This is a genomic window from Streptomyces sp. S4.7, assembly GCF_010384365.1.
In the GTDB taxonomy this organism is placed as follows: Bacteria; Actinomycetota; Actinomycetes; order Streptomycetales; family Streptomycetaceae; genus Streptomyces.
The window spans coordinates 6,039,916-6,060,525 of record NZ_CP048397.1 but is presented as its reverse complement, the minus strand read 5'-3'; the positions used below and the strand labels follow the sequence as shown (position 1 = coordinate 6,060,525).

Sequence of the window (20,610 nt, the reverse complement as noted above, 5' to 3'; positions counted from 1 at the left end):
GCAGCGGGGGCCGGTGGTCAGTGGCGTTCCCGCTGGAGCAGGGGGGCGCGCCAGACGAACCGGCTGCCGCCGGCGTCCGGCGTCTCGATCGTGAAGGCTCCTCCGGCGCCCAGGGCTCGCTCGGACAGATTCCGCAGACCGCTGCGTCGTTCCTCGCTCCCCATGCCGCGGCCGTTGTCGGTGACGGTGAGGACGACCTCGTCGGTGGTGGCCCGCAGGTCTATCCCGACCCGCGTGGCGTGTGCGTGGCGTGCGGCGTTGCTCAACAGCTCGCCCAGCGCGGCGTGGACGTGGTCGGCGACCGGCGGCGGCACGTCGGTGTCGAGGAGACCTTCCATGCTCAGACGGGGCGGATATCCAAGGACCGATGCCGCTTCACCGGCCGTGCGCGCGGCCCGGGCCCGCAGGCTGCGCCCGGCCTCCTCGTCCCTGACGCGCAGGCCGAAGATCGTACTGCGGATGATTTTGATCGTCTCGTCCAGGTCGCCGACGGCCCGGTTCAGCCGCTCGGCGGCCCCGGCGTGATCCACCAGCCGGGCGGCGCTCTGCAGGGTCATCCCCGTGGCGAAGAGCCGCTGGATGGCCAGATCGTGCAGATCACGTGCGATACGGTCGCGGTCCTCCAGCAGCGCCAACTGCTCGGTGTCACGGCGCCGTTCGGCCAGCTCCAGGGCGACGGCGGCCTGTCCGGCGAAAACGAGCAGCGGATCGATCTCACTGTCCGTGAAGACCGGCTCCCCCGCCGGTCTCACCAGCAGCAGCACCCCGAGACGATGCTCCGCGGTGCCCAGGGGAACGGCGACGGCGGGCCCCAGCCCGGTGAGATCGCCGGTTTTCCCGGTGAAGCGGTCGTCGTCCGCCGGACATGCCGTCGAGACAGGGAGACCTCGGCGGTACGCGGCGCCGGGCAGGGTGCCGTCGACCGGGACAACATGACCCCGCCGCTCCTCCTCCCGGCCTCCGGCGGCAAGTTCCACGACGAGGCTGTCGGTTCCGGGGACGGGAAGAAAGAGGTCGGCGACCTCGGCACCGGTGAGGTCTCCCGCCCGGCCGGCGATGAGACCGAGCACCTTCGCCCGCGGGCTGCCCGAGAACAGACTGTTGGTGATCTCCGTGTTCGCCCGCTGCCACCTCTGCTGGCGCCTGACCCCCTCGTACAGGCGGGCGTTGTCGATGGCCACACCCGCCGCCACCGACAGGGTGGCAATGACCCCTTCGTCCTCGGTGTCGAAGTCCTGCCCGCCCCTCTTGTCCGTCAGGTACAGATTGCCGAAGACCTGGTCCCGCACACGGATCGGCACTCCCAGGAAGGTACGCATCGGCGGGTGGTGGGCCGGGAAACCGTACGAGGCGGGGTGCCCGGCCAGATCCGTGAGCCGCAGCGGTTCGGGATTGCGTATCAGCTCACCGAGCAGACCGTGGCCCGCGGGCAGCGGACCGATCGACTCGATCGACTCGTCCGTGAGGCCGACCGTCAGGAACTGCGACAGCCGCCGGCCGTCCGGCCCGATCACCCCGAGAGCCGCGTAGCGGGCATCGACCAGAACCGCGGCAGCCTCGACAATCCGGCGCAGCACCTGGGCGAGATCGAGCTCACGGCCCACCGAGACGACCGCCTCCAGCAGACTGTGGACCCGGTCCCTGGTCCCTCGGGCGGCATCGATGCGGACCTGCAGCTCGTCCAGGAGCTCATCGAGCCGCATCTTCGGCATCTGTGAGAACGGGTCCCGCTCAGCCACCGCTACTCCTCCACCGCCTGGACCGGAACTCAGACTAGCGGGCCCCTCGGCCCGCTCGTGGAGTACAGCGTCTGACGGGTACTCCACCGCGGCGGCAGGAGCCGTGGAGTACGGCCCGGCAGCCGCGGAGGGCCGGTGGTGCGCGGCGCACACGAAGCGCAGAGGGGCGCCGCGGCGTACGGCTTCCCCGAAGGCGACGCCGGCGGCCTCGACGTCGGCGTCGCTTCCGACGGCGAACAGCACCTCACCCGCCCCGGCGCGGCCCGTGGGGCAACCGGTTACTTCGCCTCGCCGTAGCGGCCCAGGAAGTGTGGGGCGCCCTTCCGTACTTCGTGGACGAAGAGACCGTTGGTGAAGACGAAGGCGTTCGTCGAGTCGTCGAAGGCGATGGTCCTGGCGAGGCCCTCGTAGGTGAGGGACCGGAGTCTGCTCACCATCGCGCCACGCTCGACACCGGTGCCGGCCAGCAGCTCCCGCATCCCCTGTGCGATGAAGTTCAGCGCATCCCAGGCCTCCACCGCGTACGGCTCCACTCCGAACATCTCGCCGGTGCGCGGCCCGTAGCGCTTGCGATACGCCGTCACGAAGCCTGTCGCCGGGGCCAGTTCCCCGGGGTCGACGTATGTCGTCACGACGGCCCAGCCGTCCGCCGCGGGCCCCGCCTCGGCCACGAACGGCGCCTGGAGCACCGGCTCGCGCGCCATACGGGTGCCACGGAAGCCGGACTCCGACAGTGCGCGGGCGCAGCGGGCGGCCCGGCTCGGGGACGTGCCGCAGTACACCACCGCGTCCGCCGACATGGACGCCGCGGCCACCGGGCCGAAGTCGTCGCTGTCGGCGGGCACGGTGCGGGTCGTCGTCGCGTCGTCGTCCTCGGGCAGGACTCCGGCGAGGTCCACCATCAGCTGCTCGCTCGCGCGGCCCGACGCACGGTCGTCGACGAGGACCGTCCTGCGAGCGCCCCGTGCCCGGACGAGGAAGTCGACGAAGCCGGCGCTCATGCTGTTGCCGTCCGGTCTGAGCTGGAAGAACGACCTGGTGTCGGCTGTCGTGACCGCGTCGCTCTCGCTGGAAACGCTCACCAGCGGCAACAGCGCCTTCTCGTGCCTGGCAGCGACCGGCTCGACCCCCGCAACCCCGGTCGGGCCGATCACCGCGTACACCTCGGGGTCCGCGGCGAACGCCCCCGCCACTGTCTCGGCCCGCTTCGCGTCTCCTCGGTCGTCGCGCACGCGCAGCGTCAGATCGAAGGTGCGGTCGTCGCGGGCGTTGTGGTCGGCGACGGCCAGCCGCACGCCACGTTCCTGCGCGCGGCCCGCCGCCTTGTCCCGGCCCGAGAGGTCGGCGTGCAGACCGACGGCGTAGCGCGGCAGGGTCCCGCCCGTGCCTGGGCCGCCGCCGGTCGGGCGGGAGGCCGCCCATGCCGCCAGTCCGCCGCCGATCGCGACGACCCCGGCGGCGGAGGCGAGCGCCAGCACACGTCGCCGCGACGGCCCGGAAGCCGGTGGCCACGTCGGGGCAGCGGTGACCGTGGCCGCGTCCGCGACAGGGACAGCGTCGGAGAGGGAGTCGGCGACAGTCGTACGTTCGGTGCCCTGGTCCGGGGGTGGGTCCGGCAGCGTCAGCACCGCCGCCGACCGCTCCGCCACCAGCCGGGTCAGCGTGCCCGGCAGCCAGCCCCCCGGCTCACCGCCGTCACCGCCCAGCGCCTCGCGTACCTCCGCCGCCCCCGGTCTGTTCCGCGGGTCCTTGGCCAGACAGCGCGTCAGCAGGCCGAGAAGTTCCGGCGGTACGCCGTCGAGGTCCGGCTCCTCGTGGACGGTACGGAACAGGACGGCCGCCGCCGAGCCGGTACCGAAGGGCCGCCGCCCCGTCGTCGCGTACACCAACACGCACCCGAGCGAGAACACGTCGCTCGGCGGCCCGAGTTCACCGGCGCGCGCCTGCGCCTGCTCCGGCGAGAGATAGCCGGGCGAGCCGATCACCACGTCGCTCTCGGTCAGCGCGGTGGCGCCGGTGGAGCGCGCGATGCCGAAGTCGATCAGCCGGGGGCCGTCCAGGGCCAGGAGCACGTTCCCCGGCTTGACGTCGCGGTGCACCAGCCCCGCCCCGTGCACCTCGGTGAGCGCCTCGGCCAGCCGGGCGCCGAGCGTGCGTACGGCCTCCGGCGGCAGCGGACCGTACAGTGCGGCGGCCTCCGCCAGCGAGGGTCCGGGGACGAAGGCGGTCGCCAGCCAGGGTTCGCGCTCCTCCGCCGCCGCGGCCGTGACCGGCACGACCCAGCGTCCGGTGAGCCGCCCCGCCGCCTCCGCCTCGCGGCGGAAGCGGACGCGGAAGCCGTGGTCGGCCGCGTGCTCGGCGCGGATGACCTTCAGCGCGACCAGCGCGCCGCCCGGCGAACGGGCCAGATACACCACGCCCATCCCGCCCGCACCGAGCCGCCCGAGCAGCCGGTGGCCGCCGACGGCGAGCGGGTCGGCCGCCTTGAGGGGCTGGATCCCGGCCACCCGTTACGCGCCGGTGGGTGCGGGCCCGAGGAAGCGGAAACCGCCGTCCCTGACCTCGTGGAGGAACACGCCCTCGCCGGAGAAGCTGCCCCGCTCCGCGTCGAACGCGAACCGCTTCGTTATCCCCTGGTAGGTGGTCTTGCGCAGCAGGCCCACCAGCTCCGCCCGCTTCGGGGGCCGTCGTCCCGTGAGAGAGGGAGCGGGAGAGCCCTGCACCGGAGCTTCCGGCTTCGCGCCCTTGACCAGTTCCCGGATGACCAGGTTGACCGTGTCGTACGCCTCGGCCGCGAAGTACGGCGGCGCGCTGCCGAAACGCTCGCGGAAGGCGGCGCTGAAGTCCGCCGCCTTCGGGGTGTCGGCCGCGGAGACGAAGGACGAGGTCAGCAGCCACCCTTCGGCCGCGTCCCCCGCCAGTTCCAGGAACTCCGGGTCGAGCACGGCCTGCGAGGCGAGCCGGGGCCCGTCGAACCCGGCCGCCGCCAGCTCACGCGCCACCTTCGCCGCCCCCGGCGCGTAGCCGGCGTAGACGAAGGAGCCCGTACCGGCCTTCAGGATGTCGGTGACGACGGGCTTCATGTCCTTGACGCCGGCCGGGATCACCCGGGGGTAGGCCGGTATGCCGGACTCGCGCAGCAGGAGCGAGGTGATGGTGGCGGACTCCCAGGCGTACGTCTGCGCCGTACGGTCCTGGAGCAGTCCCGGCCGGCCCATCTCCTTGTCCTTCGCGGCCTGTTGGGCGAGATGGACGGCGATGGGAACGGAGAGCGCGGCGTCGCCGGGGCGGCAGTGCACGAGGGACCGGGGCTGCCGTGAGGTCATCATCATGCCGCCGGCCGAGACGGTCAGCATCGGCAGCAGCGCCTCGTCGTACGCGCCCATGACCGCTTCGGTCGTCACGTCGCTCGTCGGGCCGATCACGGCGAGGACGTCGGGGTCCCGGATCAGCTTCTTGGCGGCGCCCGGGGCCCGTTGCGCGGAGCCGCCGTCATCGGCGGCCCTCAGCGTGAGTTCGAAGGGTCTGTCCTTGCCCGGTTCACGGGCGTTGTACTGCTCGATCGCCAGCCGCGCGCCCTGCTCCTGCGCCCGGCCCGCCGCCCTGCCCGTGCCGGAGAGGTCTGCCTGGACGCCGATGGCCCAGCGCGGGCCGGTGTTCTCGTCGCCACGGGAGTCGTCGTCCCGCAGTACGGCCCAGGCTCCGACACCGGCCGTGGCGGCGAGCAGCGCGCCGCCGGACATGACGAACAGCCTTCGGCGAGAGAGGTGTTGACCGTCGTCGCCCCCGGTCCCGTCGATTCCACCGCCGCCGCCACCGCCGCTCGCGGCTCCCGGCTCGGGAGCCTGCACCCCCGCCGCCGTCGGCTCGATGTCCGGCAGCGCCAGCATCTCGGCCGCGCGCTCGGCGATGCCTCGTACGACGTCCTCCGGCAGCCAGTCGGCCGCACTGCCGCCGTGCGGCCCCGGCACGGCGTCCTCGGCCAGATCCGCGCCGATCCGCTCGGCCGTGGGCCGGGCGGCCGGGTCCTTCGCGAGGCAGGAGAGCAGCAGTTGACGCAGCTCCGGGTCCTGTCCGCCCCACGAGCCGTCGAGGTCCGGCTCGTCGTGCACCGTGCGGTAGAGCAGCGCGTCCGCCGTACCGCCGCCGAAGGGGGGCCGCCCGGTCAGCGCGTACGCCAGCAGACACCCGAGGGAGAACACGTCGCTCGCCGGCCCCACCCCGGCGCCCCGCGCCTCGGCCTGCTCGGGTGAGAGGAAGCCGGGCGTGCCGACCACCATGTCGGGTGAGGTGAGCGCGGTCTCGTCCGTCGCGCGGGCGATCCCGAAGTCGATCAGCCTCGGTCCGTCCACCGCCAGCAGGACGTTGCCCGGCTTGACGTCCCGGTGCACCAGACCGGCGTCGTGCACGGCACTCAGTGCCCCCGCGAGCATCCGGGCCAGTGCACGGACGCTGCGAACCGGCAGCGCACCGTGCCGGGCGACCGCCTCACCGAGCGACGGGCCGGGGACGAAAGCGGTGGCCAGCCAGGGCTCCTCGGCTTCCGGTTCCGCGCCGGTGACGGGCACCGCCCAGGGGCTGGACACCCTGCGGGCCAGGTCGACCTCGCGGCGGAAGCGGGCACGGAAGGCGGGGTCGTCCGCGTACTCGGCCTGGATGACCTTGACGGCGACCAGCGCCCCGGACCCCGTACGGCCCAGATAGACCACGCCCATGCCGCCGGCGCCGAGACGGGCCAGCAGCCGGTGGCCGCCGATCGACGCGGGGTCGGCGGGCAGCAGCGGCTCGCTCACTGCGACGCCTCCAGTTCGCTCTCGACCTCGGCGAGCATGTCGCCCGTGCCCTGGGTGACGGCCGTGTCGATCTCTTCCTCGGTCCGGCCCTCGGAGCCCTTGCCGACCACCGAGACAGTGACCTGGTCCAGGCGGCTCTGGCCCCATATGTAGTAGTGGGGGCCGCCGAGTTCATCGCTGTGGTACTCGCCGTGCTCGGATACCGCGTCGTCGCTGGAGAAGTTGCCCGCGCCGAACGGCAGACCCGCCGACAGCAGTCCGGTGATCCGCTCGCTGCCGCTGAGCTGCTGCTCGGGACAGCGCAGCGCCTCTTCCAACGTGCGCGCCATCTCCCACTCCGCGTCGTCCACTTCGCGGTGCACGACGACGGTGGCGGCTATCCGGATCGGGCCCTTGCCGCCCTTCGCGGGAAGTTCGCTGTAGCGGGTGAAGCTGGTCAGTACGGAGGGTGGGAGCGGTTCGCGCTGCCAGACGCAGTCCTCGTCGAGCACGGCGAGCGAGCCGGGATCGCTCTCGTACGGGCTCCGCTTCACGTAGCCGGGCCCGTACCGGCCGGGCTCGGCGGCGACGGCGCGCGCCAGTCGCAGGGCCTCGCCGCGGGTCCGGGGTATGCGGCTCTCGTCGGGTGTGAAGTCCGGTCCGCCGGAGACCGACGGACCCGGTGTCGGATCCCCGCCTTTCCCCTCCGAACCGGCGTCGGTGGCACCGGAAGCGGTCGTACCGGCTTTCGCCCGGTCCACCGCGTCCTCGGTGTCGGTGCCGCCGCCCCCGGAACACCCCGTCAGCAGTACTCCGACGGCGAGACCGGCAGCGCCGTGACGCCACCGTCCGGATCTGCCGTACACCCCGAACTCATCTGCCGAACCCCGCACTTCGCTCCTCCATCCCCGTACGTAACCAGTGGGACGCACCTGAACCGGAATCAGTTCTCGCTCACAGCGCCGACAACGCGACCCGCGCAGGCGCTCCGCGTCGCTCATTCGGACTCCTCGCTCAGACCGTCACCCGTTCCCCCGAGCGGAATGGAGACCAAGGAGGGGGCCGAGCCCGGACACAGGGCCTCAGGACCCGGTAACGGGCCCAGAGCGGAAGCGGTCGGTCAGCGGCCGGCCACCGCGCCGGCCCGCCTCTTCCGCGACAGCTGACAGGTGCCTACCGGCCCAGGTCTCGCAGGATCTCGCGGGCCGCCCTGGCCCCGGAGGCCAGCGCGCCCTGGACCGAGCCGGTCGTCCGGTGGTCCCCGCACACATAGCGGCCCGCCCCGGCGCGGGAGGTCCGGGTGAGCGGCTGGGGAGGAGGCATCGCGGGCAGCGCCTCGTGGACGGTGCGTACCGTCAGCAGGCCCCAGCCCGCGGTGTCCGTCCCGTACGCCTCCGAGAGCGCGTCGCGCAGGGCGCTCTCCCCGCCCTCCGTGTCCTCGCCGAGGACCGAGGTCGCGACGAGCGAGGAGCCGGCCGGCGCGTAGCCGGGCGCCACCTCGCTCAGGACACAGCTGTTGAGGAAGCGCAGACGCGTGTCGGTGAGCAGTGTCGGCCCGGCCAGGGGCGATTTCGGCGCGGCGTGGAAGTAGGTGGTCACCACGCGGTAGGGCGGCATGTCGAGGTCCGGCAGCAGACGTACGGCGGGCCCCGGCCCGGTCGCGACGACCACGGTGTCCGCCGCCCTCTCGGTGCCGTCGGCCAGCAGGACACCGTCGTCGGTGAGCCGGTCGACCGGGGAGCCGAACCGTACGGTGCCCGCCGGCAGCGTGTCGGCCAACTGCCGCGGCACCTCACCGATTCCGTCCGACGGCAGGCAGAGCGTGCCACGCAGCATGCTGCGCCACACCAGATGGAAGACGCGGCCGGAGGTCTCCAGGTCCTCTTCGAGGAACACGCCGGACAGGAACGGCCGGAAGAACAGTTCGGTGAACTCCTCGGAGATCCCGGCCGCCGCGAGGGCGGTCCGCGTGGTGTGGTCATCGGCGCGCTTCAACCGGCCCACGGGCCCGAGCATGTCGCGGCCGGAGAGCACGCCGAGCGCGAGCAGATCACGCGGGCCGGCCGGCCCGGCGCCGAGCAGGCTCCGGATTGTGCGGGGCGCTCGGGTGGGGTCGGCCAAGTGGAACCGGCCGCGGTCGGTGTGGACGAGGACGCCCGGTGTGAAGGGGCGCAGACGCAGATCGCGCAGTGCCAGACGGCGTTTCACCTGCGGGTAGGAGGTGTTGAAGACCTGGAAGCCCCGGTCGATCACATGACCGTCGACCCGGTCGGAACGCATGCGCCCGCCGACGCCGTCCGACGCCTCCAGTACGGCGACGTTCAGACCGGCCGCGAGCAGATCGTGCGCACAGGCCAGACCGGAGAGGCCCGCTCCGACCACCAGGATCTCGGGGGCGCCACGGGATGCGGACATGGGAGGACCCTCCTTCGTGTCGGGGCCGCGCGGCCGGGGCGCCGTGCGGTTGTCGGTTCCACCTGTCACCCCTCGGGTGCTCAGGTGTCCGGTGCGGACAGTGCGGGCGGTGCGTACGGGGAGGATCCTGTCCGCCGCCCTCCCCGCTTCTCCTTCTCTTCGGCGTCCGGGCCCCGAACCATGAGCGCGGCCGGTTCGGCGCCGTAGAGCCCTGCCAGCCCGACGACCGCTTCGCGCAGTCCGTGGACACGCGCCAGTCCCGGCAGCGGGAGCCCGGCCCACCCCGGCCCGGCGAGCACGACCTCGGGGCTGCGCCGCGCCCCCTTCACGCCCCAGCTGGCGGCGGCGATGTGCTGTGCCAGCGGGCGGCTCGCGGTCGAGCGGGACTGGGACCAGAGCACCACGGCGCGGGGGCCGATGCGCCGGGCGGCATCGTCGAGCGCCGTCACCGGTACGGCGGCGCCGAACATCCTTGTGGGCAGGCCGAGTTCCGACAGAGCGGCGGTCAGTGCCTCGATGGGGAGGGTGTGCTGCTCGCCCGGTACGCAGGCCAGCATCACCGGCCCGGCGTCGGTCCGCAGGGGTGGGCCGGCCGGTACGCGGCGCACGGCCGACGAGATGTGCCATGACAGCAGATGTTCGACCTCGACGTACTTGTCACCGGCGGACGCCCACCTGCGGCCCACCGCGCGCAGGGTCGGCATCATCACGTTCTCCCAGGCACGGACCAGTCCGTACTCCTCGACGAACGAGCTGAGCAGTTTCTCCATGACGGGCGCGTCCAGGCGTACGGCGGCGCGGGACAGCCCCCGGCACTCCACCCGGACGTCGCCGAGCGGCGGCGCGCCCTCGCGTCCCGGTCGCCGGAGGGCGGGGGCCGGAGTCGGGGTCGGGGCCTGTCCCAGGGGCGGGGCGGGCGCCACGGACCGGTCGCGGACCGCGCGGGCGGCCTCGGCGGGCGGCACCCCGGCGGCGGTCAGGCGGCACATCTCTTCGAGTGTCGCCACGTCACCGGGGGTCCAGCGGCGGTGCCGGCCGTCCTGGCGCGCGGCGGGCCCGAGGCCGTAGCGCCGGTCCCAGGAACGCAGCGTGGTCGGTGAGACGCCGAGCCTGCGGGCCACGGCGCCGGTGGAGAGGCCGACGGCGACCGGGGCCCCGGACGAGGCGTATGTGTTCTCGTTCCCGAACTCGACCTCGTGCATCGACTCGCTCACTTGATCACTGTACGAGCGGAAGCGGCCGCGACTTCGGAACAGCGCTGGCCACGCGGTCACTCTGGAGAGAACGACGCGTTCGGGGCAATACGCATCGTTTGTGCATCGTCTGAGGCTCAGGCGACGCAGAAGCGACGCGGCGCACGGAAACGCGGGGTGCGCGACCCCACTCCGGAGGCGATACGAGAGACGCCCGCAGGCCAGTGGCGCGAAGGGAAAGAGCCGCACACCGGCCGGGGCCGGGCGCGCAGGGCGCCGCCGTCACGAAATGCCCCGTTCGCCGGACCGTGCGAACGTGAGGGATGTCGTTCGACCGGACGGCAGCAGCAGGACAGGGCCGGACGGCGACCCCGCCCGCCCCGACGTTCCCGCTCTCCCCCGCAGGAGGAGTCCCCCCATGAACATCTCCCGCAACCCCCGCAGTCCTCGTTCCTCGCGCGGCTCCCGCGCCCGCCGCACGGCGGTGGCGGCCTGTGCCGCAGTTGTCCTCCCCGTGTCCATGGGAGTGCTGGCACCCCAAGCCCTCGCGAGCACCACGGCGACGGACCCGTTCGGGCCGCAATGTTCGTCGCTTCCCCAGAGCGGGGAGGGAAGCGCCGCGAACATGGCCACGCAGCCCGTCGCGACCGCCGCGTCCCAGAACCCCCAACTGTCCGCGCTGACAGCGGCGTTGCGGCAGGCCGGACTGGTGGACACGCTCAACAACGCGAAGAACCTGACGGTGTTCGCTCCGACCAACGCGGCGTTCGAGAAGATCCCGAAGGCGGATCTCGACGCGCTGCTCGCGGACAAGGCGCAGCTGACCAAGGTCCTGACCTATCACGTGGTCGGTGAGAAGATCAGCAAGTCGCAGCTGTCGAACGGCACGTTCAAGACGCTGGAGGGCGCCACGCTCTCGACGTCGGGTTCGGGCTCGACGTTCAAGGTCAACGACACGGCGAACATCGTGTGCGGTGGCATCACGACGTCCAACGCCACGGTCAATCTCATCGACACGGTCCTGATGCCGAAGTAGGCATCGGCCTCTCCCCCCGGCCCCGCCTTCCCCGCCCAAGGGGAGGGCGGGGCTCAGTTGCCCACGCCGAGGCCGGACATGAACGCCGACGGGTAGCGGTCGCCGCGCGCCGTGCCCGCGGGGACCGCCTTCTCGATCTCGGCGAGGTCGGCCTCGGTGAGGGTCAGTGCCGTCGCGGGCAGCGCCTCCGCCAGCCGTTCCCGGGTGCGGGCGCCGACCAGGGGCACGATGTGGTCGCCCTGCGCGGCCACCCAGGCGATCGCCAGTTGGGCGACGGTGCACCCCTTGGCCCCGGCGATCCGGCGCAGCGTCTCCACGAAGGAGAGGTTGTGCTCCACGTTCCCCGCGGCGAACCGCGGGCTCACGGCACGCATGTCGCCGGGGCCGGCGGTGTGCCCGGCCGTCCAGTGACCGGAGATGAGACCGCGGCTGAGAACGCCGTACGCGGTCAGCCCGATGCCCAGCTCCCGCAGCGTCGGCAGGACCTCCGCCTCGATCGCGCGGGAGATCAGTGGGTACTCGATCTGCAGGTCGGCGACCGGCTGCACCGCGTGCGCGCGGCGGATCGTCGCGGCGTCGACCTCCGAGAGGCCGAGGTGCCGTACGTACCCGGCGTCGATCATCTCCTTGATCGCGCCGACCGTCTCCTCGATCGGTACCGCCGGGTCGAGCCGGGCGGGACGGTAGATGTCGATGTGGTCGGTGCCCAGCCGGGTCAGCGAGTAGGCCAGGAAGTTCTTCACCGCCTCGGGGCGGCAGTCGTGCCCGCCGAAATCCGGGCCGGGTCCGCGCAGCATGCCGAACTTGACGCTCAGCTGGTAGCTGTCCCGGTCCCGGCCGCGCAGGGCCTCGGCGAGCAGCAGTTCGTTGTGGCCCATCGCGTAGAAGTCGCCCGTGTCGATCAGCGTGACACCGGCGTCCAGCGCGGCGTGCACGGTGGCGACACTCTCGGCGCGGTCGGCCTCGCCGTAGGCGCCGGACATGCCCATCGCGCCCAGGCCCAGCGCGGAGGGCCCGAGCCGGGGCGCGGCCGGGTCAGGGCGTGGGCGCACCAGCCGATGACGGTGGCGTTGACCAGGGCGCCCAGGGAGATCGGGAGCAGGATCATGGACCAGTGGTCGGGCAGCACGATCAAGAGCAGGCTGACGGGCAGGGTGGCGATCACCGGCACCACTCCGGCGAAGGACGCGTCGGGGTTGTCGCCCACGCTGACCACGACGGCCCAGCCGGACAGCAGGACGATCGCCACGAGGTAGACACGGGCGAAGACGTTGCTGAGCGCGTGGCGCAGGGTGCGTACGGCGCGGTGGGACGGTCCGGTGTCGGTCATGGCGGTGGTCTCCCGGTGTGCGGTGGTCATGAGGGCGGCGGAAGCACAGGCCGGCGGCCGTGACGAACTGGGCGATCCGGTACTCGCGCGGCACTGCCGCCGCGTGCACCGTCCGGTTCCGCCCCGGCAGGACCGCCCGCACCTCCCACCCGCCGTCCGGCGTCGGCCCGCTGGTGAGCGTGCCGCCCGCCTCCCTGGCCCGCCCGCGAAGGGAGTTCTGGCCGCGCCCGCCACCGAGTCCCTTGACGGGTCCGTCACTTCGCGCGGCGCCGGAACCCGTGGCTGTGCCCGTGCCCGGCACCTTCGGTGGCGCGTTGCGCACCACGACGTCCGTGTGCGTGTCGCCGTAGACGCATCGCACGGTGGTGGGGGCGCCGGGGGCGTGGCGGATCACATTGGTCAGTGCCTCACGGACGATGCCGTACGCGGCGTCGCCGACGGAACCGTCCGGCAGGGCCTCGGTCTCACAGGTCACCGGCAGCCCGAGGGCCTGGAATCCGGCGACGAGTGCACGCAGTCGCTCCTGCGCGGGCAGATCCCCCGGTGAGGGCGCCGGGGCCCGCACGGCGCTCAGTGCCCGGGTCACCTCGCGGCCGGTCCCGGCGGCGAACTCCACCGCCTCGCCGGCCAGTTCGGGCCGTCGCTCCCGCAGCCCCAGCGCCGCCTCGACCGTCACGACCACCGCCGTGAGGTGATGGGCGCTGACGTCGTGCAACTCCCTCTCCATCCGGCGTTGTTCCGCCGCCGGAAGGCGGTGCCGCTCGCTCTCCGCCCGTTCCAGACGCCGTTCGGCGGCGCTCCGCTCGGCCCGTCGCCGCCGCGCGAACAGTCCCGTTCCGGTGGCTGTCGCGTAGAGCAACGCGGTGAGGACGAGATCGAGTCCCTGGCCGCCGCTCAGCCCGTGCAGGCTGATGCCGTACGTGAGTTGCCAGACGGTGAGCGTGGCGACGCACAGCAGCGCGGTGGTGGTGTCCCGTTCGGTGGCCACCGTGAACAGGGCCAGCGCGACTCCCGCCGTGCCGAGCACCGCCACGGCGCCCGTCGGCAGCGGTCCCGCGCCGATGGCGCAGACGACGGCGACGAGAGTGAGGACGGGCACCGGACGGGTACGGCGGGCGGCGAGCGCGGCGGCCACCAGACCACCCGCCAGTGCGACGGCGAGGAGGTCCGCGGCATCCGGCGCGGCGCCACGCGTCAGCGCGTATCCGGGCCGCACCGCGGCCTGGACACCGAGCAGCAGGACCGGGAGAAACCGGTCGTCGGTTCGTTTCATGATGCGCTCCACGCTACGGCTCGCGTACGGCGCGGACATCAGCCCACCGGGCGACCGTCGTCTCTGTCCGGAGATAGAGACGGGGCCCGCCGGACTGCGCCGGCGTGGTGCGGTTCGTCCTCCCGCCGGGCCGGGGCGAGGACTGTGGCCGGTACGTCTCCCGCGCGTGCAGCGGCGGCGGCCGGTCCCGTCCGGACGGTGCGAACCTCTCTGTGGCCAGGCGCTGTTCAGCCGAGTCGCGCCGTCAGTGGCTCCGTTCCCGGGGGGCGGTCAGCAGCGTGCGCTCGGCCGAGAACCGGGGAGTTCTGCGTGCCGGCCGCCCGTAGGTTCAGGACGTCGCCGTCGCGCCGGGTGCGGAGGACCGTCGTGGTCGAGCCGTCGGGGGCCGGGCGGTGCGCGGGCCGGTCACCCCGCCGTCGCCCGCACCCGCCCCGACTTCACCGCGGCCACCAGCGCGGCGTGGTCGCGCTCGTTCTGGTCGGCGTACGCCTCCGCGAACTCGATCAGCGCGTCGTCGAACGCGGAGCCGCCGCCCAGATAGGCGGCGATGGCGATCCGGTCGCCCGAGCGGGCGTGCGCGCGGGCTAGGGTGGCGCCGCACAGTTCGCCGAACACCCGCATCCCGTTGGGCACCATCTCCTGCGGCACCAGGACGCCCTTCCAGTCGTGCAACTGCCGCACGTAGAAGTCCCGTTGGTGTCCGCTCAGCCCCCGCACCCGGTCCCATCCCAGGAACACGTCGCCCACCGACTGCATGAGCCGCTGACCGGCGACGACGCGCTGCCCCTGGTTGCGGTACTCGCTGCGGCCCGCGTGCTCGGCGAGCACGGAGCGGTCCGCCTCCTTCGCCTGGAGGATCAGCGGATCCGTGTCGTCCTTGCCCAGCAGGAGCAGGATCCAGCAGCGTGTCCCCACGCTGCCCACGCCGACCACCTTGCGGGCGATGTCGACCACCCGGTACTGCCGGAGCAGGTGTCTGCGCTCGGTGGACAGGCTCCGGCCGTACCGCTCGACCAGCTCGTGGAGTTCGGTGACGAACGAGTCGCGCCGCACGCCCCCCAGCAGCTCGTCCACCGGCACGACCAGCGGCGGATCGGGAGTGAACCGGCGCTCCCCGTCCTGTACTCGCGTCAGCTTCTCGAACGCCTGGAGACTGTCGCGGGTGCGCGCCTTCGCCATCGTCGCCGACAGCCGCTTCCGGCCCTTCGCCCTGAGCTGCCGGTCGGCCAGCGGCTGGAGGTCCGCCATGTCGGCGCGTGTGTACCAGACGTCGAGGTTGCCCATCCCGGCGAACAGGCGCATCCGCTCGCGGTAGGACCGTACGGCCGTCCCCACGATCGTCGCCCTGTCCCCGGCGGAGAACCCGTTCTCCCGCGCGGCGATCACCAGGCTCGCGGCCAGCCGTTTGACGTCCCACTCCCACGGTCCCGGCAGCGTCTCGTCGAAGTCGTTGATGTCGAACACCAGCCGTCGTTCGGGCGACCCGAGCAGCCGGAAGTTCATCAGATGCGCGTCCCCGCAGAGCTGCGCGGTGAGGCCCGTGTCGGGGGTGCCGGCCAGATCGCCCGCCATGATCGCGGCGGCGCCGCGGTAGAAGCGGAAGGGCGACTCCGTCATCCGCCCGTACCGGATGGGCACCAGATCGGGCACCCGCGTCTGCGACTGCGCCTCCACGACCGACACCGGATCGGGCCGGTCGCCGGGGTCGAACCCCGCGTGGCTCCTCCTCGGCGCGCTCTTGCGCGCGGCCCTCCCCTGCTCCGCGCGCTCGCGGGGGGACAGGTACGGGGCCTGCCGCCGCGCGGCCGTTCCGGGGTTCCGGCCTCGCTTGCTCATCGCTGCGCCTCCGCTCGAAGAGCCCGCCCCGCCCCTCCACTATCCGGCGCCCACCGGCGCCCCGCACGTCGGCGGGGTGCGGGGCGCGTGGTCAGCGGTTACGGACCGCCGCCAGCAGGGCCGGTGAGTGGTAGCCCGTCGACGTACCCGCGTGCCAGGACACCAGGTCCGGTGCCTCCGGGCGGGCGCCGCCCGGGGCGTACAGGGTCACCAGGCTCAGGGTGCCGATGACGGTGATTCCCAGCGTGATCCCCACCGCCTGGTGGAACCCGTCGGCGAGACCCTGGACGAGCGCGAAGTGCAGCAGGACCGGACCGATGAGGAACGCCGCCTCCGAGCGCAGCAGTTCCACCAGGGCGAAGGTGGGGCCGATCTGCGCGGCGGGGACGGAGAAGCCGGCCAGGAAGAGTCCGGGCGTGACGCCGGCGCCCGCGCCGAAGCCGAGGAAGAACGAGGCGATGGGGACGGTCACCGTCGCGCTCGACGTGGAGGTGGCGAGCAGGACGGCGGCCCCGACGGCCACGCTGATGGTGCCGCACAGGGCCAGATACGGCGTCCAGCGGGTCGACATCAGCCGGCGGAACAGCAGGGCCGCGATGAGGACGCCGAGGATCTGGGGAGTGACGAGCGCCCCGATCCGCAGCGGGGAGTAGTCCGCCATCCTGGTCAGATAGACCTCGATGAGCTCCAGCAGGGTGGTGAAGCACGCCCCGACGAGCATCGCGTTGAGCGTGCCGACGACCGGCAGGGTGTCGCTGATGGGACGCACCGGCATCAGCGGTCGGGCCTTGCGGTAGTGGCCGCCCACCAGAAAGACCCCGCAGACCAGCCCCACGACGACCGGCACATAGAACTCGGCATCGCTGAAGTCGCCGCGCGTCAGCCACGAGACGCCGAAGAACGGCAGCGCCGTGGTGCCGAAGGCGAGCGGGATCGCGGTCCAGTCGAACCTCGCCCGGCGGTCCGGCGGATCGTTGCCCTCGAAGGTCAGGGAGCCGATCACCAGTCCGATCAGCGCCAGGGTGCCGATGCCCGCGAACAGGGGCCGCCAGCCGCCGAGCGAGCCGACGAGCCCGCCCACCAGAGGCCCGAACGCCACCATGCCGAAGAGGCCGAGGCTGACGACCGCGGCGGTGGTCCGGAGCTTGTCGATGGGGTGGCCGATGATCAGCGGGGGCAGCGCCGCGACCAGCAGCATGCCGGTGGAGAGTCCTTGGAGCACCACTCCGGTCGCGAACATGCCGATGTTCTGCGCGCTGAGGGCCAGCACCGAACTCAGCACGAACCCGCATTCGCAGATGAGATAGACCCGGCGCCGTGCGAACCGCTGCACGAGGTCGGCGCAGGCCACGGCGCCGAAGGCGTACGCCGCGTTCGACATGCCGCTGCTGAGCTGGAGCTCGTACGCCGTGGCGCCGATGCCCCCCATGATCTGCGGCTCCGCGAGGGAGGTGGCGGTGGTGAGGATCAGGTACGGGCTCAGCGCGAGCAGCGCGAGGGCGACGGCCGCCGGGTAGTTGCCGGCCAGTGGAAGCCGGGTGAGCAGACGGGTCGAAGGTGAGCTGAAGCGCAAGAACGCCTCCGGGGCCGACGCGGGGGACGCGGGGCACGCGGGGCACGCGGCGGGGCACGGCCCGCGAACCGGCTCAGTGTACGGTCGCGCGCCCCCCGCCCCGCTCTGACACGCCCACCCCGGCCCCCGCGCTTCCCGGCCCGGCCCTGTCGGCAGTCGGCCGGGCCGTCGCTCGCCCCGTCGCCTCCCCCGCTACTTCGAGCGTTCGGTGATGGTGATCTTCCCGTTCCTGATGGTGGCGAGGCGGGTCGCGCGGCGGGCGATGGCGCTGTCGTGGGTGACCATCACGAAGGTCAGCCCGTGCTCCTTCCAGAGCCCTTCGAGGAGGTCCATGATCTCGTCACGCATGGACTCGTCGAGATTGCCGGTGGGTTCGTCGGCCAGCAGCACCTTCGGCTGTTTGACGAGCGCCCGCGCGATGGCGACGCGCTGCTGCTGCCCGCCGGACATCTCGGAGGGCACATGGTTGAGGCGCTCCCCCAGCCCGACGGAGCGCAGGGCCTCGGCCGCGCGGTCGCGGCGTTCCCCGGCCTTGGTGCCCAGCGGTACGAGCGCCGTCTCGACGTTCTCCTGGGCGGACAGGGTGGGGATGAGGTTGAAGCTCTGGAAGACGAAGCCGATGGACCGGCCGCGTAGGCCGGTGAGTTTAGCCTCGCCGAGCCGGGCGAGGTCGGTGCCGTCGAGCCTGACGCTGCCCGCGGTGGGCCGGTCGAGGCCGCCGAGCATCTGGAGGAGGGTGGACTTGCCACCGCCGGTGGGGCCCTTGATGACGAGCCGGTCGCCCTCGCCGATGGTCAGATCGACCCCGGCGAGCGCGTGGACGGTGTCCTTGCCTCTGCGGTACTGCTTGGTGACGCCGCTGAGTTCATACATGGTGCGACTCCTGGGCTGCTGCGATGCTGCGATGAGTACGGGTGGTACGAGGGCGTCCTCGGGCGCTACTCGACGCGGCGCAGCGCGTCGGCCGGCCGGAGGCGGGAGGCGCGCCAGCCGCCGAAGGCGCCGGCGATCAGTCCGCCCGTCACCGCGAGGCCGACCGCCAGGGCGATCGTCGAGGCGGAGACGGGCGCGGTGAGCGCGATCTCGATGGCCTTGTCGGCGCTCTGCGCGCCGGGGCCGCCCGCTCGGAGGAGACCGCCGGCCGGACCGCCGCCGGGGCCGCCGGCCGCGGCGCCGAGCTGGGCGGTCAGGGAGGGGCTGACGGCGGTCAGCGCGTAGGCGCCGGCCACGCCGACGGCGATGCCGAGCGCACCGCCGACCAGCCCGTTGACCATCGCCTCGCCGACGACCTGCCGGGTGACGCGCCCGCTCTTCCAGCCGAGGGCCTTGAGCGTGCCGAACTCCTGTACGCGGCGGCTGACGGCCGACACGGTGAGCAGTCCGGCGACGACGAACGCGGCGACGAGAACGGCGACGGACAGCCACTTGCCGACGTTGGTGGCGAGGTCGGACGCCGTGGTGAGGGAGCCGGAGACCGTGTCGGCGAGGTCGGCGGAGGTGGTGACGGTGGTGCCCGGGACGTTCTTCCGGATGGCCGACTTGACGGCCCCGATCTGCTGGGAGTCGTCGGCCTGGACGTAGACCGTGGTGACCTTGTCCTTGGAGTCGGACAGGGTCTGCGCCTGCTTCAGCGGGATGTACAGATTGGCCGCCGCGTCGCCGCTGTCGGGGGTCGCTATGCCGACGATCTCGAACTTCGTCCCCTTGACGGTGACTTCACTGCCGACCTTGTACTTCTTCTCCTTCGCGTAGGCGGCGTCGGCGACGGCCACCTCGGCGTCGGTCTCGGCCGTCTTGAAGGTACGGCCGTCGGTGATCCTGGAGGAGGTCAGCGGGCCGAGGTCCTGACGGGTGGTGTCGGTGCCGTAGACCGTGTAGGAGTTGACGTCGAACTCGGCTCCCCCGCCCCGTACTTCACCCTGCGGACCACCGATGCCGCCGCCGCCGCCGTTCGCGCTGTCCTCCCCCGGCTGGAGCCTGCCGGGCCTGAACTCCCCGTCGACCTTGACGACCGAGAGGCTGAGGCCGCCCACGGCGGTGGCCACACCGGACTGGTCGGCGACCTCGTCGACGGTGCTCGACGCGAGGGTCTCGAAGCCCTGCGGCATGACGATGTCGCTGCTCTGCTCCTCGTCACCGTCCTGCGCGTCGAAGTTGAAGCGGGGTCTCTCCCGGCCGCCCTCCGAGGCGGGCGGGGCGGCCTTGGTGACGGTCATGTCCGTGCCGAGTCCGTACAGCGACTCCAGGACCTTTCCCTGGGCGTCCCGCATGCCCGAGGAGACGGAGTCGACGACGATGACCAGCGCGATACCGAGAGCGAGCCCCGAGGCGACGACGAGCGCGGCCTTTCGGCGGCGGCGCAGTTCGCGCCGGAGGTAGGTGAAGAACATGGCGCGAAGATATGCACGGCGCGTGATGGCAGCATATGAGCGGCGTAAGAGAAGGATGAGAAGCCCTCGGCACGTGCACGGTCAGCGCCGTGAGCATCGTCGGTACCGTCCGCAATGTCAGCACCGCGAGAGGGAGAGTCACGGATGTCGCGCTACCACGAGATCAAGCACCGGGTCGTCACCGCCTTCCAGCGCCGGGTCGCCAATCCGCTCTCCTCGCGGTTGCCGGGGCAGATCCTTCTGGAGACCACGGGGCGCACGTCCGGGCTGCCCCGGCGGACCCCGGTCGGCGGGAGCCGGGTCGGCCAGGAGTTCTGGCTGGTGTCGGAGTACGGCGACAAGTCGCAGTACGTACGCAACATCCTGGCCGACCCGAGGGTCCGTGTCCGTATCAAGGGCACCTGGCACACCGGAACCGCCCACCCGATGCCGCAGGACGATCCCCGCGCACGTCTGCGGAAACTGCCGGCCGGCAACAGCGCGGTGGTCCGGCTGATGGGCACGAACCTGCTGACGGTGCGCGTCGATCTGGCCGACTGACGGGCCCGGTCGGACCAGGGCCCGACCGGACCGGACCCGGACCCGGCCGGCGCGCGCCGGACTCCCTCAGGCCGGCGCCTCGCCTCCGGTGTCCGGGAACGAGTGGTGCTCGTGCGCGACCACCCAGCGCTCCCGCTCCTTGCGCAGCCCGATCGTGAGCCGCAGACGGGTGGCCGACCGCTCGGCCACCTCCCGCGGCGAACCGCAGCGCAGGAGGGCGTACGCGTAGGCGACATCGGCGCCCGCGGTGACGTCCAGTTCGAGGATGTCGAACGTGCCGCCGCTCGCCTGCCACCCGAAGAAGCCGGGCCAGACGTCGCGGTAGGCGTCGATGCCCCGTACGCCCTCCTGGGGCGGCGGCACGTCGAACATCACGATGTCGGCGGCGTGGTCGGCCAGGACACGGTCCATGTCACCCGTGTGCACGGCCGCCGCCCACCCCTCGATCAGGGCCCGGATCTGCTGCTCGTCGTCGGACATCGGGATCGGCGCGGCTCCCTCGTTCCTTCGGTG

The 20,610-nt window shown here is 72.7% G+C and carries 15 protein-coding genes and 1 pseudogene; 3 read left to right on the top strand and 13 right to left on the bottom strand.

Features of this window, described 5'->3' with window-relative positions; translation table 11 throughout:
- Positions 1 to 17: 17 nt before the first annotated feature.
- Positions 18 to 1,703, bottom strand: coding sequence for a GAF domain-containing protein (locus SSPS47_RS27020; protein ID WP_164255058.1), 1,686 nt, complete (start codon positions 1,701 to 1,703; stop codon positions 18 to 20).
- Between the two features lie 174 nt (positions 1,704 to 1,877).
- Here SSPS47_RS27020 and SSPS47_RS27015 point away from each other — a divergent pair, with 174 nt between their 5' ends.
- Positions 1,878 to 2,036: a hypothetical protein gene (locus SSPS47_RS27015; protein ID WP_164253220.1), complete on the top strand. Its 159-nt coding sequence runs from the start codon at positions 1,878 to 1,880 to the stop codon at positions 2,034 to 2,036.
- Here the strand turns inward: SSPS47_RS27015 and SSPS47_RS27010 are convergent.
- The 5 genes from SSPS47_RS27010 to SSPS47_RS26990 all read right to left on the bottom strand — a co-directional run bounded on the left by SSPS47_RS27010 (position 2,018) and on the right by SSPS47_RS26990 (position 10,140).
- Complete coding sequence (locus tag SSPS47_RS27010; RefSeq protein WP_239065064.1) at positions 2,018 to 4,246, bottom strand: bifunctional serine/threonine-protein kinase/ABC transporter substrate-binding protein; 2,229 nt, start codon at positions 4,244 to 4,246, stop codon at positions 2,018 to 2,020. The genes SSPS47_RS27015 and SSPS47_RS27010 overlap by 19 nt on opposite strands.
- 3 nt (positions 4,247 to 4,249) lie before the next feature.
- Positions 4,250 to 6,532: a bifunctional serine/threonine-protein kinase/ABC transporter substrate-binding protein gene (locus SSPS47_RS27005; RefSeq protein WP_164253219.1), complete on the bottom strand. Its 2,283-nt coding sequence runs from the start codon at positions 6,530 to 6,532 to the stop codon at positions 4,250 to 4,252.
- The gene (locus SSPS47_RS27000) at positions 6,529 to 7,377 is read right to left on the bottom strand and encodes a hypothetical protein (protein ID WP_239065063.1); all 849 of its coding nucleotides are present in this window, start codon (positions 7,375 to 7,377) and stop codon (positions 6,529 to 6,531) included. The genes SSPS47_RS27005 and SSPS47_RS27000 overlap by 4 nt, the downstream gene beginning before the upstream one ends.
- Positions 7,378 to 7,684: 307 nt before the next feature.
- Positions 7,685 to 8,926, bottom strand: a complete 1,242-nt coding sequence (locus tag SSPS47_RS26995) for an NAD(P)/FAD-dependent oxidoreductase (protein WP_164253218.1) — start codon at positions 8,924 to 8,926, stop codon at positions 7,685 to 7,687.
- Between the two features lie 80 nt (positions 8,927 to 9,006).
- On the bottom strand, positions 9,007 to 10,140 hold the full coding sequence (locus SSPS47_RS26990) for a MerR family transcriptional regulator (protein ID WP_239065062.1): 1,134 nt from the start codon (positions 10,138 to 10,140) through the stop codon (positions 9,007 to 9,009).
- Positions 10,141 to 10,537: 397 nt separating this feature from the next.
- On the opposite strand from SSPS47_RS26990, the gene SSPS47_RS26985 reads away from it, so the two are divergent.
- Positions 10,538 to 11,155 carry a fasciclin domain-containing protein gene (locus SSPS47_RS26985; protein ID WP_164253217.1) on the top strand — a complete coding sequence of 206 codons (618 nt, stop codon included), beginning with the start codon at positions 10,538 to 10,540 and terminating at the stop codon, positions 11,153 to 11,155.
- A 53-nt stretch (positions 11,156 to 11,208) separates the two neighbouring features.
- Here the strand turns inward: SSPS47_RS26985 and SSPS47_RS26980 are convergent, their stop codons facing one another.
- From SSPS47_RS26980 to SSPS47_RS26955, 6 genes and pseudogenes are all read right to left on the bottom strand, one after another.
- Positions 11,209 to 12,207, bottom strand: coding sequence for an aldo/keto reductase (locus SSPS47_RS26980; RefSeq protein ID WP_275405195.1), 999 nt, complete (start codon positions 12,205 to 12,207; stop codon positions 11,209 to 11,211).
- Between the two features lie 870 nt (positions 12,208 to 13,077).
- A pseudogene (locus SSPS47_RS36050) lies at positions 13,078 to 13,212 on the bottom strand (histidine kinase); the annotation flags it as partial.
- Positions 13,213 to 14,163: 951 nt separating this feature from the next.
- The gene (locus tag SSPS47_RS26970; protein ID WP_164253216.1) at positions 14,164 to 15,594 is read right to left on the bottom strand and encodes a DUF2252 domain-containing protein; all 1,431 of its coding nucleotides are present in this window, start codon (positions 15,592 to 15,594) and stop codon (positions 14,164 to 14,166) included.
- A gap of 91 nt (positions 15,595 to 15,685) precedes the next feature.
- Positions 15,686 to 17,167, bottom strand: coding sequence for an MFS transporter (locus SSPS47_RS26965; RefSeq protein WP_164253215.1), 1,482 nt, complete (start codon positions 17,165 to 17,167; stop codon positions 15,686 to 15,688).
- A 192-nt stretch (positions 17,168 to 17,359) separates the two neighbouring features.
- Positions 17,360 to 18,040, bottom strand: a complete 681-nt coding sequence (locus SSPS47_RS26960; RefSeq protein ID WP_164253214.1) for an ABC transporter ATP-binding protein — start codon at positions 18,038 to 18,040, stop codon at positions 17,360 to 17,362.
- A gap of 65 nt (positions 18,041 to 18,105) precedes the next feature.
- Entirely contained in the window at positions 18,106 to 19,557 is a 1,452-nt protein-coding gene (locus SSPS47_RS26955) for an ABC transporter permease (RefSeq protein ID WP_164253213.1), read from the bottom strand.
- Between the two features lie 144 nt (positions 19,558 to 19,701).
- Between SSPS47_RS26955 and SSPS47_RS26950 the strand changes: the two genes are divergently transcribed.
- Positions 19,702 to 20,097, top strand: a complete 396-nt coding sequence (locus SSPS47_RS26950; RefSeq protein ID WP_164253212.1) for a nitroreductase/quinone reductase family protein — start codon at positions 19,702 to 19,704, stop codon at positions 20,095 to 20,097.
- A 66-nt stretch (positions 20,098 to 20,163) separates the two neighbouring features.
- Here the strand turns inward: SSPS47_RS26950 and SSPS47_RS26945 are convergent, their stop codons facing one another.
- Positions 20,164 to 20,577, bottom strand: a complete 414-nt coding sequence (locus SSPS47_RS26945) for a nuclear transport factor 2 family protein (protein ID WP_164253211.1) — start codon at positions 20,575 to 20,577, stop codon at positions 20,164 to 20,166.
- Between the last annotated feature and the right edge of the window lie 33 nt (positions 20,578 to 20,610).

Bases quoted from the DNA above. Each gene is read 5' to 3' on its own strand.
- SSPS47_RS26945 (WP_164253211.1), bottom strand. From the start codon at position 20,577: ATGTCCGACGACGAGCAGCAGATCCGGGCCCTGATCGAGGGGTGGGCG.
- SSPS47_RS26995 (WP_164253218.1), bottom strand. From the start codon at position 8,926: ATGTCCGCATCCCGTGGCGCCCCCGAGATCCTGGTGGTCGGAGCGGGC.
- SSPS47_RS26950 (WP_164253212.1), top strand. From the start codon at position 19,702: ATGTCGCGCTACCACGAGATCAAGCACCGGGTCGTCACCGCCTTCCAG.
- SSPS47_RS27020 (WP_164255058.1), bottom strand. From the start codon at position 1,703: ATGCGGCTCGATGAGCTCCTGGACGAGCTGCAGGTCCGCATCGATGCC.
- SSPS47_RS26960 (WP_164253214.1), bottom strand. From the start codon at position 18,040: ATGTATGAACTCAGCGGCGTCACCAAGCAGTACCGCAGAGGCAAGGAC.
- SSPS47_RS26955 (WP_164253213.1), bottom strand. From the start codon at position 19,557: ATGTTCTTCACCTACCTCCGGCGCGAACTGCGCCGCCGCCGAAAGGCC.
- SSPS47_RS26970 (WP_164253216.1), bottom strand. From the start codon at position 15,594: ATGAGCAAGCGAGGCCGGAACCCCGGAACGGCCGCGCGGCGGCAGGCC.
- SSPS47_RS26985 (WP_164253217.1), top strand. From the start codon at position 10,538: ATGAACATCTCCCGCAACCCCCGCAGTCCTCGTTCCTCGCGCGGCTCC.